Origin of the sequence: Niastella populi (genome assembly GCF_002078015.1) — a bacterium.
GTDB lineage: Bacteria > Bacteroidota > Bacteroidia > Chitinophagales > Chitinophagaceae > Niastella > Niastella populi.
In genome coordinates this window covers 50,328-66,181 of record NZ_LWBP01000167.1, presented here as the reverse complement: position 1 = coordinate 66,181, position 15,854 = coordinate 50,328, and the positions used below count along the sequence as shown (strand labels likewise).

The window sequence follows — 15,854 nt, the reverse complement described above, 5'->3', positions numbered from 1 at the left end:
TAAAACAACCATAAACTATAAACCAAAAACCATAAACTGATAAATAAGATCGAAAAGAAACATTTTTAACGATATGCAGGATATATTGAAAATAAATTTCCCAGGTAAGTTAGTCTTCGGTAAAAACACCCTGGAACAACTACCCGAAGAAATATCGGCTTTGTCGGCCAACAGGGTGCTAATCGTTACCATTTCACCATTGCTGAACCGGTTAAGTACATTGATCGCAAAACTGGAAGCAGGTGGTATTAAGGTAACGGTGAATACCGGCATCAACAATGAACCTTCCTTTGCCGACGTACAACGGATGTTGGATGAAGTAAAGGGGTTCAATCCTGATGTGGTGGTGGGAATTGGCGGCGGCAGTGTGCTGGATGTGGCCAAACTGATCGCTGCATTGCTCGATAACGAACAGGAACTGAAAGATATCGTCGGTATCGGCTTCCTGAAACGCCGGCCGAAAAAACTGATCTGTATGCCGGCTACTTCCGGCACCGGCAGTGAAGTATCGCCCAATTCAATTTTGGTTGATGAAAAAGATAACCAGAAGAAAGGATTTATCAGTCCGTTCCTGGTGCCCGATATAGTATATGTAGATCCGTTGCTCACCATGAGCGTACCGCCGGCCATCACGGCCGCTACCGGCATCGATGCGTTGACGCATTGCCTCGAAGCATATACCAACCTGTTTGCGCATCCGTTGATCGATGTGTATGCATTTGAAGGAATGCGGCTGATCGCGGCGCATATTGTCACCGCCGTAAAAAATGGCAGTGATGAAGAGGCCCGCACCCAGGTAGCCATGGGCAGTTTGTTAGGGGGCTTTTGTTTAGGCCCGGTAAATACGGCCGGTGTGCATGCCCTGTCGTACCCGTTGGGCAGCACCTTCCATTTGGCACATGGGTTATCGAATGCGCTGTTATTGCCCTACGTAATGGAATTTAATTATGTGGCGGCTCCCAAACGTTATGCCGATGTGGCCGTAGCATTGGGATGTGAGCGCGGGGCCGATGATCTGAAAACAGCACGGAAAGGAATTGAAAAAATAAAGGAACTGATCAGCGCCTGTGGTATTCCGGCACGATTGCGGGATGTGAATATTCCCAAAGAGGCCATTCCGCAAATGGCGGTGGATGCCATGAAGATCACCCGGTTGCTGAAGAACAATCCAAGGCCCATTACGGAGGCCGATGCAATTGAAATTTTTAATGCAGCTTATTAAACGATGCAAAACCATAAGAAATTCAAAGGTGTAGTGGTGCCTGCGGTTACGCCGCTCACTGCTCAGCTTACTTTAGACCTTGGAGCGGTGGAAAAGATGATGGTGAATTTTCGCCAACATCAGGTGATCCCGTTTATCCTGGGAACTACCGGTGAAGCAGTGTCGCTTCCTCAATCTGTAAAACTGAATTACCTGCAGGCAGCAGCCCACTCAAAACATACCTGGGATGAGGATGAATTGTATGTAGGAATTTCTTCCAATGTGTTGGAAGAATCGGTTGCATTTGCACACCAGTGTTTTGAAGCGGGTGTGGATGTAGTAGTGGCAACATTGCCCAATTATTATCCGCTGACGCCCGGTCAGATGAAAGCTTATTTTGAACAACTGGCCAATAGTGTACCCGGGCCATTAATGATCTATAACATTCCGTCTACGGTTCACATGTCAGTTCCGTTAGATGTTGTGGAGGAATTGAGTCATCATCCCAATATCGTTGGGTTAAAAGATTCGGAACGCAATGAAGAACGGTTGCAAACTGCTTTAAAGTTATGGGCAAACCGGTCCGACTTCAGTTATTTCGCAGGTTGGGCCGCACAGTCGGCTCAAACCCTGTTGAAAGGCGGCGATGGCATTATTCCAAGCACCGGCAACTTCGCACCCGGTTTATATAATGAATTGTATAATGCTGCCGTACAGGGCGATGCCGAAAAAGCATACGCACTGCAAAAACAGTCTGATGTGCTCGGGAACGTATACCAGGGCGGAAAAACCCTGGGTGAGTCGTTGTGGGCGTTAAAAGTGCTGATGAAGAAAGAAGGGCTGTGCGACACCTATATGATGCCGCCCTTACATCAGTTGCCGGCCGAAGAAGAACAAAAAGTAATTAATAACCTCCCTCTTTTATAATATGCAAAAACCGATCATAGGTATTACCATGGGCGACCCGGCCAGTATCGGGCCCGAAATAGCCATTAAGGCATTGTTGAACGACAGTATCCATGCCATCTGCCGCCCCCTGCTGGTGGGCGATGCCGGTGTGTTCAACGATATCGTTCAACGGCTGAAACTACCTGCAACCGTTAACGCCATTTCAAAAGTGCAGGACGCTGCGTTCAAAAAAGGTACGGTTGATGTTTTCGACCTGAAAAATGTAGATATGGGCAAACTGGTGTTTGGCGAGATTTCCGCCATGGCCGGTAATGCTTCATTTGAAGCCGTTAAAAAAGTAATCGACCTGGCAATGGCCGGCGACATAGACGCTACCGTTACCGGGCCCATCAATAAAAAATCTATCAACGAGGCCGGTCATCACTTTGCCGGTCACACGGAGATCTATGCACACTATACCGGCACAAAGAAATACGCTATGCTGCTGGTGGAGGAGAATATGCGCGTGATCCATGTATCAACACACGTATCGCTGCGCGAAGCCTGCGACCTGGTTAAAAAAGACCGCATCATTCAGGTGATCGAATTGCTGCACAACGGTATTCTTTCACTGGGCGCCACCAATACGAAGATCGGTGTGGCCGGTTTAAATCCGCATGCAGGCGATTCAGGCTTGTTTGGGACCGAAGATGATGGTGAAATAAAACCTGCGGTGGAAGAAGCCCGTAAAATGGGATATGATGTAGACGGGCCTGTGCCGGCCGATACGCTGTTCTCAAAAGCGGCTACCGGTACCTATGGCGGCATCGTGGCCATGTATCACGATCAGGGTCATATTCCTTTCAAACTTACCGGCTTTAAATGGAATGCCGAGAAAAAACAAATGGACAGCGTGAAAGGCGTGAACATTACCATGGGCCTGCCGATCATTCGTACTTCGGTTGACCACGGTACGGCCTTTGAAATTGCAGGGAAGGGTATAGCCAGTGCCGATGCCATGGTACTGGCCATAGAAGCGGCTGTGCAATTAAGTAAACACAGGGTAAAACAACAAAAACCAGCATAATGATAGCGGTGATAGCAGACGATTTTACAGGGGCGGCTGAGTTGGCGGGCATTGGCTTGCGCTATCACCTGAAAGTGGAGCTGGGCGCTCAGGTAAATAAAGATACCGATGCCGACCTGTTTGTAGTGGCCACCGATACCCGGTCGATGGCGGAAGCGGAAGCGGTTCGCGAAATCGAAAAACATACCCGTGCGCTGCTGGCGCTGAAACCGGAAATGATCTTTAAGAAAACCGATTCGGTCTTACGCGGGCATGTACTGGCAGAACTGAAGGCGCAGTTATCGCTCACCGGTTTTGATAAAGCTGTGCTGGTATCGGCAAACCCCGCATTGGGCAGAACTATTAAGGACGGCCGTTACTATTTACATGGTAAACCGGTGCATGAATCGAGTTTTTCACACGATCCCGATTTTGCCATTACCAGTTCAGTGATCGAAGACATGCTGCGTTGTAATGGGTATCCGGTGCATGTAAAAAAAGTGGCTGCAACGTTGCCCGCTGCGGGAATAATTGTAGGCGAGGCTACACAAACCGCCGATCTGCAGGCCTGGGCCGAACGGGTTGACAATAAAACGCTGATCGCCGGGGCTGCCGGCTTTTTCACCGCTATGCTCGATAAACTGCTGGCGGGAACAAAAACCGAAGGCGCCAACGGCATACAGTTCGAACGGCTGCCGCTCAGTTTATTTGTATGCGGAACAACGTTTGCCAATAGCCGTAATGCTATCAAAACCATAAAGGCTGCCGGTGGCCCGGTATGTTATATGCCCGATGAAACCATCAGGTCGGTGCATACCGGTACGTACAGCTATGTAAAATGGGCGAATGAAGTAGTGGCCCTGGTAAAAAAACATGGGAAAGCCATTGTGGCCATTCATGAAGATTCAACCCGCGATATGGCGCTTCAGCAGGGCCAGTTGAAGGCGAAAATGGCCGGACTGGTTCATGAAGTGTTACAGCGCAGCATGGTGCAGGAACTGATCGTGGAAGGCGGCGCCACAGCCTGGGCATTGATCAGCCAGTCGGGGCTCACGCGTTTTTTCCCTGTGGAAGAAATGGCGCCCGGTGTGGTGCGTATGCGAACAAATGATCCCGGTTTATTTATAACGGTAAAACCCGGCAGTTATCAATGGCCGGAAGGCCTCTGGAATTTCTAACAGATTGTATCAACTTATAATTGCCATATGTTCAAGATCTCTTTGCATTTAATTGACTATATCATCATTGTGGCCTTCCTGTTGGTGACCCTGGTGGTTGGTTTTATGTTTGCCCGCAGGCAAAACTCCCTGAAGTCATTTTTCCTGGCGCAGGGCAGGGTGCCGGCCTGGGCCATCGGCATGTCGCTCCTGGCTACGCTGATCAGTAGCGTAACCTTTCTGGCATATCCGGCCGAAGGGTTTACCAATAACTGGATCCTGCTGGTGCAGGGTTTAATGGTGCCGGTTGTTTTACTAGGCACCATCTGGTTCATAGTACCGCTGTACCGCAAAGTGATCGGGTTAAGCACATATGAATATTTCGAAAAACGTTTCGGGGTTTTCGCCCGCTATTACAGCTCTTTGGCATTTGTGTTACGGCAGTTTTCCGGCATGGGCACGGTGCTGTTCTTACTGGCGATGGCCCTCGATACCATGATCGGTGGTAATACCATGGTCATGATCGTTATAGTAGGCCTCATCATCATTGCAGTGAACCTGATGGGTGGTATCGAGGCGGTGATCTGGCTCGATGTATTCCAGGGTTTCATGTTGTTTGCTACCGGTATCGTTTGTTTATCGGTGATCCTGTTCTCAGCTGATGGCGGTCCGGCCGCTGTATGGCAGATAGCAAAAGCAAACGGCCGCACCGGTTTTGGCCCGTATAATGCCGATCTTACCAAACTCACCTTCCTGGTAATGGCTATCAATGGCGCATTCTATGCCATTCAGAAATACGGTACCGATCAAACGGTAGTACAACGGTATTTAACGGCAAAGACCGATAAAGGCGCCATCCGCGCTTCTCTGATGGGTATTTTGTTAACGGTACCGGTATGGATGCTGTTCATGTTTATCGGAACCGCATTGTTTGCGTATTACCAGCAGCACAATTTACCTGCAGGCATCCAGGCGCCGCAGGTGTTCCCGTATTTTATTGCTACGAAATTACCTGTTGGGGTAACCGGTTTGATCTTATCGGCCATGATCTCGGCTGCCATTTGCAGTCTGAGCGCCGATCTGAACAGCCTGGCTGCGGTAGGGGTAGAGGACTATTATAAAAAAATGCGCCGTAACCGCACAGATAGAGAATACCTGAAGGCAGGTAAATGGACGGTGGTGATCTCCGGTTTGATCGCCATCGGCATTGGCAGTTTATATATTAAGGCAGGAAGTGAAGGGGTGCTGGGCATCGTATTCACTTTGTATGCGATCTTTTCCGGTGGTATCGTAGGCATTTTCATGCTGGGTATTTTCAGCGCCCGCGCCAACAGGCAGGGTGTTACTATTGGTATCATCACCTGTATAGTTTTTACGGCATATGCGTTTTTGACGTCAACCAAAATTGGTACAGGAGCCGAAAAACACCTGTTGCTCGATCTGGGCCGGTATAATTTCGGTCACGATAAACTGATGCTGGGTGTGTATAGCCACCTCGTGGTGATTGTTGTAGGTTATATAGCCAGCCTGTTCTTCCCCAAACCGGTACTTGATAAAAACCTGTTGTATACGGGTTGGAAGGAAGCGAGGAAGAATGAAAGGAAAGAGGCAAAGGTGACGTTGAGAGCGGTGTAAGCTAATTTGATAATGTGATAATTTGATAATGAAATACAAACGTGAAACCCCGGCTACATCGGGGCAGGCTGTGAAACGGCAAACCTCAGCGCGGCGTACGGCGGCAGAAAGCAATCGGATTTTGACGCCGGAATTTAGTTAGGTATTTACGAGGCTCGTGAGTCATTTCACGTTTGCCGATTCACGATTAATTGAAAGAGAATAATTATGGTACGAAAATTAATTTATAGTGTCTGTAGCCTGTTCATCTGGCTCGATTGTATCAGCCAGACCTCGGATGACGCCTACCGCGAGCCGTTGAAACAGGTGTTGACCGAAATAGAGGCGCAATACGGCATTAAGATCAGGTACAGCGATAAAATGGTGAGCGACCGGTTCGTGACCTATGCCCGCTGGCGGTTCCGGCCCGATGTGGAGAAAACCCTGTCGAACGTGCTGGCCTCGCAAGACCTTTCATTCAGCAAAACAGGCGATAAAAGTTATAAGATCAGCGCCTTTCAGTATCACTTAAAAACAGTGGAGGAAGGCAAAGCGCAGTTGGAATATTTATCTTCCCTGTATAACGACGTAGCCAGCTGGGAGAAGCGGAAAAATGAAATGCGCGCCTGTATGTATTCGGCATTGCAGTTATCGCCCGTTCCGGCGGCGCCGGCTTCCAAACCCATCATTACGCCGGTGCGTAAAATGGATGGTTATACGGTGGAGAATATCGCATTTGAAGTGTTGCCCGGCGTGTACACTTCCGGGTCATTATATCGCCCGGCAAAAGTAAAAGGCAAGGTGCCGGTGGTGCTGTGTCCCGACGGGCATTGGGATAAACACCGTTACCGCGCCGATTGCCAGTATCGTTGCGCTACGCTGGCCCGTATGGGTTGCATCGCCATCAGTTACGACATCTTTGCCTGGGGCGAATCGCTGCTGCAGTTCAAACCAGAAGATCACCGGCGCAGTCTGGCCATGACGGTGCAAACGCTAGGTGCATTCCGCATCCTCGATTATTTATTGAAATTGAAAGAGGCGGATACCAGCCGCGTTGCCATCAGCGGCGGTTCGGGCGGCGGCAGTCATACCATGCTGGTAACGGCGCTGGATGAACGTATAAAATTGAGTGCGCCCGTGGTAATGGTATCGTCGTACCATAGCGGCGGCTGCCCCTGCGAAAGCGGCATGCCCGTTCATTTGTGCGGCGGTGGTACCAACAATGCCGAAATAGCGGCCATGGCAGCCCCGCGTCCACAACTGGTTATTTCAGATGGGAAGGACTGGACGGCCCATGTGCCCGAGAATGAATTTCCCTATCTGAAAAAGATGTACAGCTATTATGGCAAGCCCGAACTGGTAGAAAATGTGCATTTGCCGGCGGAAGGACATGATTATGGGATCAATAAACGGATTGCGTTGTATGAATTTATCGGCAAACATTTCCGTTGCGATCTGGGCGCCATAAAAGATAAAACGGGGAAAATAGATGAAAGCAGGGTGACCATAGAACCGCAAACGGCATTGTATGTCTTCGGTGAAAAAGGGGAGAAACTGCCGGCGAACGCGATACATGGGTATGAAGAGTTGAAGAAGATGTTTGAGGGGAAGAAGTGAGTTGACTGGTTAACGGATTGACGAGTTAACAAGTTGATAAAGTTGATAAAGGTGATAAAGTTGATAAAGGTGATAGCGTTGATAAAGGGTTTCTGTTCGGCAGACTGATAAATAGTTGACAGACTGGCTAACGAAAATCATGCTATAACAAGTCCCCTCCCCATTCCGGGGGAGGAGTCAGGGGAGGGGGCCTTTCACAGCCTGCCCCGATGGAGTCGGGGTTTGCCGTTTCACGATTTGACACATTATATGAAAAAACAACAAATATTCACGATTGTACTGTTGATTACGCTAATAGCAGGTTGTTCTTCTTCAAAACAACAAACAAAAAGTGCTGAACGATCAACGAGTGAAGCTCGATCAAAGAACGATGCACCCGCGTATAAAATTGCGGTTGTTGACCTCATGATACTGAAAAGACAAAAGCTGGGTGCTTTTCAATTAACAAAGGAAATTGGCGCCGATGGCGTGGAGGTAGATATGGGTGGCCTTGGCCAGCGCGAAACCTTCAATAACCAGTTGGCAAATGACTCCATCCGCCAGGTGTTCCTTAATAAGGCCAAAGAACTGGACCTCGAAATTCCTTCGCTGGCAATGACTGGTTTTTACGCGCAGTCATTTCCCGAAAGGCCAACAGCCGTTAAAGCGGTACAGGACTGCATCAACACCATGAAGCAGATGAATGTAAAAGTGGCTTTTCTGCCATTGGGAATAAAAGGCGACCTGGTTAAATACCCTGAGTTACGCCCCGCCGTTGTGGAGCGCCTGAAAGCCGTTGGTAAAATGGCCGAAGAAGCCGGTGTAGTTATTGGTATTGAAACTGCGCTCAGCGCTACCGAAGAAGTAAAGCTGTTGAACGATATCGGTTCTCCCGCCATTCAGATCTATTTCAACTTCGCTAATCCTTTGCAGGGCGGAAGGGATCTGTATAAGGAAATGGCTATCCTCGGTAAAGACCGTATCATTCAGATCCATTGTACCAATAAGGACAGTGTATGGCTGCAGAACGATCCGCAGATCAATATGAACCGCGTAAAGCTCACGCTGCAGAAAATGGGCTGGAAGGGCTGGCTGGTGATCGAGCGTTCGCGGGATGCTACCGACCCGCGTAATGTAAAAAAGAATTTCAGCGCCAATACCGCGTACATGAAATCGATATTTCAACAATAGAAAGCAGGTGTGCCACGTCTTTGAGACGGTAGGAGTGCCACGTCTCGAAGACGTGGCACTCCTTGAAGCTCACTGATACAAAACAAAATGAAAAGACTGTTTAATTACCCGATTACTGTAGTCCTGTTTGTATGCCTTTTCAGCATAACGGCGCAGGCTGCCGATATTTATGTGGCGCCCAATGGCTCCGATGCCAACCCGGGCACAAAAGAAAAACCTATGGCCACCGTAGCGATGGCCCTGCGTAAGGCAAGGGAGATGCGCCGGCTCAACGATCCGGCCGTTGCGAATGGTGTTCATATCATTGTAGAGAACGGCGTATATGCATTGAGTGAACCCTTGTTTGTACGGCCTGAAGATTCAGGAACGCCAACCAGTCCAACCATTATAGAAGCGGCGCCCGGCGCCCGGCCGGTATTGAGCGGTGGCTTGCAGGTAAAAGGCTGGCGTAAAGCAACGGAAAATATTCCCGGGTTACCCGCAGCGGCGCGGGGTAAGGTGTGGGTGGCCAATGCGCCGGTGGAAGCTGGCCGTTTGCTCGACTTCCGGCAGTTATGGATAAACGATCAGAAGGCTGTTCGCGCCCGCGACCGGAATGCCGACAGCATGAACCGCATTCTTTCCTGGAATCACCAGACGGAACAATGCTGGATCCCCAAACCCAAAGCAGCGGGTTGGGACAAAGCGGCCGGCATGGAAATGTACATTCACCAGTGGTGGGCAATAGCCATTCTGCGCATAAAGTCGGTTACGGTAAAAGGTGATAGCGCGCTGTTGAGTTTTTATCAGCCCGAAAGCCGTATCCAGTCGGAACATCCCTGGCCGGCGCCCTGGATCTCACAAAAGACCGGTAACTCCGCATTTTATCTTACCAATGCCATCCAGTTCCTCGACGAACCGGGCGAGTGGTACCTTGACGTGCAAAAACAACGGATCGTTTACTGGCCGCGTAACAATGAAGAACTGCCAACTGCACAGGTGGTAGCACCCTGCTTACAAAACATTGCCCGCATTGAAGGCACCATCGATGATCCGGTTTCACATGTATACTTCAAAGGCATCGATTTTAAACATACCACCTGGCTGCGTCCGTCGCAGGCCGGTCATGTTCCCTTACAGGCCGGTATGTTCCTCCTCGATGCATATAAATTAAAGATCCCGGGCACGCCCGATAAAAAAGGACTGGAGAACCAGGCATGGATCGGCCGCCAGCCGGGCGGGGTTGAACTGCAGTTTGTAAACAATACCGGTTTTGAACGTTGCAATTTTTCTCACATGGCAGCAACCGGTCTTGATTATATAAAAGGAACGCAATACGATACCATCATAGGCTGCACCTTCCGCGATATTGCCGGTACGGCTATCCAGGCAGGTTATTTTTCCGATCCGGCCTTTGAAACGCATTTGCCCTATAACCCGGCCGATGAACGTGAATTGTGCCGCAAACTCACTATCAGCAATTCTTATATTACCAATTGCGCCAACGAGGATTGGGGTTGCGTAGGCATCAGCGCCGGTTATGTGCAGGGCATCAATATCGTACATAACGAATTGAATGATCTTCCGTATAGCGGAATTTGCGTGGGCTGGGGCTGGACGAAAACCATCAACGCCATGCGCAATAACCGTGTTCATGCCAACCTGGTGCATCATTACGCAAAACATATGTACGATGTAGGCGGGTTGTATACTTTGTCGGCGCAGCCTGGTTCGGTGATCAGTGAAAATTACGTGCACACCATCCTGAAAGCGCCGTATGCACATGATCCCAACCACTTCTTTTATATGTACCTCGATGAAGGCTCTGCCTATCTTACATTGAAAGACAACTATTGCGAGGCAGATAAATTCATGAAGAATTCGAACGGTCCGGGTAATACCTGGGAGAACAACGGGCCAATGGTGGCAGATAGTATCAGGAACAGGGCAGGGCTGGAAGATGGGTATAAAGGGATAAAGAAGTAACAAGTTATTCAGTTGTTCAGTTATTCAGTTGTTCAGTTGTTTATTAGTTAACTGAATAGCTTACGAATTACAAAATTAGAATCATACACTTTTATATGTTAACGATAGGAATTTTAGGTTTAGGCGAAGGCCGTTCCACCATGTCGGCAGCCCTGAACAGCAATAAGGTGAAGCTGAAAACCATTTGCGACATGAATGAGGATCTATGCAAACACCGCAGCAGGGAGTTTCAGTTCTTCAATTATACAACGAAGTATGACGACATGCTGAACGATGCTGAGATCGACATCATTGCAATATACACGCCCGATAAATGGCATGCGAACCATATTAAACAGGCATTGCAGGCCAACAAACATGTGATCTGCACCAAACCTTTGATAGATAACCTCGCCGATGCAAAAGAGTTGCTCGATCTGCAGAAGAAAACCGGTAAGAAAGTATTTGTAGGACAAAGTTCCCGGTTCTTTGAGCCTGCCAAAAGGCAGCGGAAAGATTTTGAAGCCGGTTTGCTGGGCGATCTCATTACGGTGGAAAGCCATTACCACGCCGATCATCGCTGGTTTTTAGAAAAACCCTGGGCGTTGGAAAGTTCGTTCAAATGGCTGTATGGCGGCTTAAGCCACCCGGTTGATTTTATCCGCTGGTACCTGCCCGGTATTGAAGAAGTGATGGGGTATGGAATGATCAGCAGCAACGGCAAAACAGCCGGATTGAAAAATGAAGATACCATGCACTTTATTTTCAGGGCTGCAGACGGCCGTATTGCACGGGTAAGCGGCGCCTACACCGGGCCCATTCAACCTGCACAAAGGGATAGCGGCATGAGCGTGATCTTACGGTGTACCGAGGGGGCATCGCAGGCCGATTATCATGAACTGCGTTATGCCATTACCGATAAGACCGGCGAAGAAAAAGTAGTTCACTGGGGCGATAAGACCATTAAATACTATTTCCGGTTTGAAGGCCAGAGCCATCATGCCGGTGAATACCAGAACTACCTCGAATATTTTGCCGACAGCATCACCAACAATACAACAGCATATCCCGATCTGAAGGAAGGCATCGGAACCATTGCATTGTTACAGGCAATGGATCGGTCGTTGGAGACTGGTACACCTGTGAAGGTGAGTGAGATATTAAAAGTTTATGGTTTGTAGTTTGTGGTTGCTGCCGCGCCTTATCGTTTCGCTACTGGATTTGGCCAGTTTAAAATTCAGTGATCATTGGCCAATTCACGGTTCAATATTGACCATTCACCATTCACCATTCACGATATGAATGCCATCTACAATCAGTTAAAACTTGTTGACTTTATAATAGTAGGGATCTACCTGTTCATCCTTATCGGGATCGGGTATTGGGTTAGTTTCGTCCAAAAAAAGAACAAGGACGAAAATCTTTTCCTTGCCAACCGCTCCCTGGGCTGGGCGAGTATCGGTTTTACCATGTGGGGCACCAATGTGGGCCCCTCCATGCTGGTGGCCTCTGCCAGTATCGGTTATTCAACCGGTATAGTGGCGGGTAATTTTGCCTGGTATGCCTTTGTGTTCATCCTCATGCTGGCGGTTGTTTTTGCGCCCCGCTATCTGGGCGCCAATGTATCTACGTTACCTGAATTCCTCGGAAAACGGTTTGGCGAGAATACCCGTAATATTCTGGCCTGGTACACATTGATCACCATTCTTATTTCCTGGTTATCGCTTGGCCTGTTTGCCGGTGGCGTATTGATCAGGCAGTTGCTGGGCCTCGAAATGTGGCTTTCGGTGATCATCATGGTAGTGGTGGCTACATTGTTCGTAATAGCAGGCGGCTTAAAAACCATTGCCTACACCAGCGTATTCCAGATGTTGTTACTGATAGTGGTATCGTTGGTACTGGTAGGTATTGGTGTTTCAAAGGCCGGTGGTATTATGGCCATTTATGAAAAAACACCGTCGCATTACTGGAATTTATTTTTGCCTGCCGGCGATAAGGATTTTCCCTGGCCGGCTATCCTGCTTGGGTACCCGGTAATGGGCGTATGGTTCTTTTGTACTGAACAATCCATGGTGCAGTCTGTATTGGGAGCAAAGAGCCTGAAACAGGGACAACTGGGCGCCAATTTTAACGCCTGGCTGAAGATACTGGATGTGCCTTTGTTCATGATCCCCGGTGTTATCTGTTATATTCTGTATCCGCATTTAAAAAGTCCCGACCTGGCTTACCTCACAATGGTTACGAATTTATTTCCGCCGGGGATGAAAGGCCTGATCATTGTGGTATTGATCGCGTGTTTGATCAGTACGATCGGCGCTTCACTCAACTCGGTAAGTACGGTGTTTACCATGGATATCTATATAAAGAAATACAAGCCTGAAGCTACCAACAGGGACATCATAAAGATCGGCCGCATCATTACGGTAGTTGGCGCGCTGGCATCGGTATCGGTAGCCCTCGCCATCGATGCGTTAAAAGACCGGCTGAACCTGTTCAATATATTTCAATCGGTATTAGGCTTTCTTGCACCGCCGATGACCGTGGCCTTTTTGTTTGGTGTATTATGGAAAAAGACCACCGCACTGGCCATCAATATTGTACTAACGGTTGGTACCGCATTTTGCCTCATTGTAGGTGTTTTGTATTTGTGGGTGATCCCGAGTGACGCCTGGCCGCATTTCCTGTTGTTGTCGTTCTACCTGTTTGTAGTATTGAGCGCCATGACTTACGCCGTATCGGTATTGGATAAACAGGGTGTGTTGAAACTGCAACAGGCCACTTATTTTAAAAGCGCCGGTAAGCCCGATAAACAGGTATTGGCCATGTGGGGAATATTGATTGCGGTAATGGTGGGTTTGTATATAATATTTAACGGACACTAATTTTTGTATCTATAAAACTATCCTGGATGAATTGCAGAAATGCCATATTCCAACGAACGATCTGGTTTGCTCTATTATTGATCACCTGTACAACACAGGCGCAACCTCTTTTTAATGGTGAGCCTCACAAAGGCGGGGCACCTTATGTAGCCGCACAGGCAACCTGGATCTGGTATCCCGGTGATTTCGAGATCTGGCTGGCCAACAAAATGCAGAACCGCCGCACGGAACGCGGTTCGTTCTTCCCGCCTTTCTGGAAACTGGACGGCCACTATGTGCTGATGGATTTTCACAAGGATGTGGAACTGTCCGAGCCCGAGCAGATCGATGTATTTGTAGAAGGCAATTACATTTTGAAGCTCGATGGTAAAGGATACGAAGGAACACCGCAACAGGTAACCATTCCTGCCGGTAAACACCGGATCAATGTAAAAGTATTCAGCACCGGAAATGTGCCGGCTATTTATATAAAGGGAAAAACCATTGCCACCGATTCATCGTGGCTGGTAACCTTTGAAGACAAAGAGTGGATCGATGAAACCGGTAAAACATCCGATATTTCAGCAACCACCTGGTTAAATGCCGGCAGCTGGAATTTCAATGAACCAGATCAGCGGCCTTCGCAGTTCAAACTGGCGGTAAAACCACAGTCACCGGTAGCTGCCACCAAAAACAATGGTTCGCTGCTGGTTGATTTCGGTAAGGAAACATTTGGTTTTATCCGCCTGCACGGTTTACAGGGTAATGGTAAGGTGTCGTTGTATTATGGCGAATCGAAAGAAGAAGCGCTGGCCACCGGTACCTGCGAAACGCTCGACAGGGTACAAGTGAACCTCGGTTCAAAAAAAGATTCGGTAATGCAGTTGTCAAAAGCATTCCGCTTTGTAAATATTCAAATGGAAGGCGGCGCCAGTCTCGATTCTGTTTCGATGTTGTATGAATACCTGCCGGTAGCCAGCCGCGGTTCATTCCGTAGTTCAGATGAAAGCCTTAATAAAATATGGGACGTGGCGGCATATACCATGCAATTGACCACCCGCGAATTTTTCATCGATGGTATCAAACGCGACCGCTGGATCTGGAGCGGCGATGCATACCAAAGCTACCTGATGAATTATTACCTGTTCTTTGATGTGCCTTCGGTATCGCGTACCCTGATGGCTTTACGCGGGAAAGACCCGGTTACCAGCCACATCAACACCATTATGGATTATACTTTTTACTGGTTCCTCGGCATTTACGACCTGTACCAGTATACCGGTGATAAAACATTCATCCGGCAGTTCTATCCGCGCATGCAAAGCCTGATGAACTATTGCCTTGACCGGAGAAATAAAGATGGATTGATGCAGGGTTTGCCCGGCGACTGGATCTTTATTGACTGGGCGGCAGGGTTGAGCAAAAAAGGAGAAGTAAGCTTCGAGCAACTGCTGTTATGCCGCAGCCTCGAAACCATGGCCATTTGCGCCGGGATGGTGAACGATACAAAAAATGCAGCCATGTATAAACAGCTTGCTGCCGATATGAAAGCGAAATTGTTTTCGATTTACTGGAGCGACGCCAAAAATGCATTGGTGCACAGCCGCATTGATGGAAAACCTACCGATAATGTAACCCGTTACGCCAACATGTTCGCTATCTTCTTCAATTATTTTAATAATGAGCAGAAGCAGGCCGTAAAGAAACATGTGCTTTTAAACGACAGTATTCAAAAGATCACCACGCCGTACATGCGATTTTATGAACTGGAAGCGTTATGTGCGATGGGCGAGCAAAAATATGTATTGAATGAAATGAAGAATTACTGGGGCGGCATGTTACAGGCCGGCGCCACTTCATTCTGGGAAGAATACAATCCTTCAAAACAGGGCGCTGAGCATTATGCCATGTATGGCCGCCCGTTTGGTAAAAGCCTTTGTCATGCCTGGGGCGCCAGTCCCATTTACCTGTTAGGTAAATATTATCTTGGTGTACAACCCACTTCGCCGGGGTATACTACCTGGACGGCAGAGCCGGTGCTTGGCGGTTTGCAGTGGATGGAAGGCAAAGTGCCTACACCGCATGGCGACATCAGTGTATATTGCAGCACTACACAAATAAAGATAAAAGGCGGCGAAGGAACCGGTACGCTCAGGTTTAAGAGTAAAACCAAACCAACCGGTAAAGGTGTTGTCATCAACAGCAAAGGCGATAATTTGTATGAAGTAACTGTTGAGGCGGGTAAAGAGTATGAAATAAAATATAAAAACTAATGTGCTGATTAGCTAATAATGTGCTGATGTGCTAATGAAATACAGCTTCTGGCTGTAAGTCCT

At 48.4% G+C, this 15,854-nt stretch carries 11 protein-coding genes; all 11 read left to right on the top strand.

All coding sequences use genetic code 11. The annotated features are described in order from the left end of the window. Nucleotides 1-73: 73 nt before the first annotated feature. On the top strand, nt 74-1,222 hold the full coding sequence (locus A4R26_RS14590; protein WP_081164489.1) for an iron-containing alcohol dehydrogenase: 1,149 nt from the start codon (nt 74-76) through the stop codon (nt 1,220-1,222). Nucleotides 1,223-1,225: 3 nt separating this feature from the next. Next, entirely contained in the window at nt 1,226-2,128 is a 903-nt protein-coding gene (locus tag A4R26_RS14585; protein ID WP_081164488.1) for a dihydrodipicolinate synthase family protein, read from the top strand. A gap of 1 nt (nt 2,129) precedes the next feature. Continuing rightward, on the top strand, nt 2,130-3,176 hold the full coding sequence (gene pdxA, locus A4R26_RS14580) for a 4-hydroxythreonine-4-phosphate dehydrogenase PdxA (RefSeq protein WP_081164487.1): 1,047 nt from the start codon (nt 2,130-2,132) through the stop codon (nt 3,174-3,176). Continuing rightward, nucleotides 3,176-4,333: a four-carbon acid sugar kinase family protein gene (locus tag A4R26_RS14575; protein WP_081164486.1), complete on the top strand. Its 1,158-nt coding sequence runs from the start codon at nt 3,176-3,178 to the stop codon at nt 4,331-4,333. The genes pdxA and A4R26_RS14575 overlap by 1 nt, the downstream gene beginning before the upstream one ends. A gap of 27 nt (nt 4,334-4,360) precedes the next feature. Then, entirely contained in the window at nt 4,361-5,947 is a 1,587-nt protein-coding gene (locus A4R26_RS14570) for a sodium:solute symporter family protein (protein ID WP_081164485.1), read from the top strand. Nucleotides 5,948-6,154: 207 nt separating this feature from the next. Then, nucleotides 6,155-7,543 carry a DUF4974 domain-containing protein gene (locus A4R26_RS14565; RefSeq protein WP_081164484.1) on the top strand — a complete coding sequence of 463 codons (1,389 nt, stop codon included), beginning with the start codon at nt 6,155-6,157 and terminating at the stop codon, nt 7,541-7,543. Nucleotides 7,544-7,792: 249 nt separating this feature from the next. Beyond that, on the top strand, nt 7,793-8,713 hold the full coding sequence (locus tag A4R26_RS14560) for a sugar phosphate isomerase/epimerase family protein (RefSeq protein ID WP_081164483.1): 921 nt from the start codon (nt 7,793-7,795) through the stop codon (nt 8,711-8,713). Between the two features lie 87 nt (nt 8,714-8,800). Continuing rightward, the gene (locus A4R26_RS14555; RefSeq protein WP_081164482.1) at nt 8,801-10,678 is read left to right on the top strand and encodes a right-handed parallel beta-helix repeat-containing protein; all 1,878 of its coding nucleotides are present in this window, start codon (nt 8,801-8,803) and stop codon (nt 10,676-10,678) included. Nucleotides 10,679-10,773: 95 nt separating this feature from the next. Then, entirely contained in the window at nt 10,774-11,838 is a 1,065-nt protein-coding gene (locus A4R26_RS14550) for a Gfo/Idh/MocA family protein (RefSeq protein ID WP_081164481.1), read from the top strand. Between the two features lie 66 nt (nt 11,839-11,904). Then, nucleotides 11,905-13,539: a sodium:solute symporter gene (locus A4R26_RS14545; protein WP_242674912.1), complete on the top strand. Its 1,635-nt coding sequence runs from the start codon at nt 11,905-11,907 to the stop codon at nt 13,537-13,539. Between the two features lie 26 nt (nt 13,540-13,565). Beyond that, nucleotides 13,566-15,791, top strand: a complete 2,226-nt coding sequence (locus tag A4R26_RS14540; RefSeq protein WP_081164480.1) for an alpha-L-rhamnosidase-related protein — start codon at nt 13,566-13,568, stop codon at nt 15,789-15,791. Nucleotides 15,792-15,854: the final 63 nt, after the last annotated feature.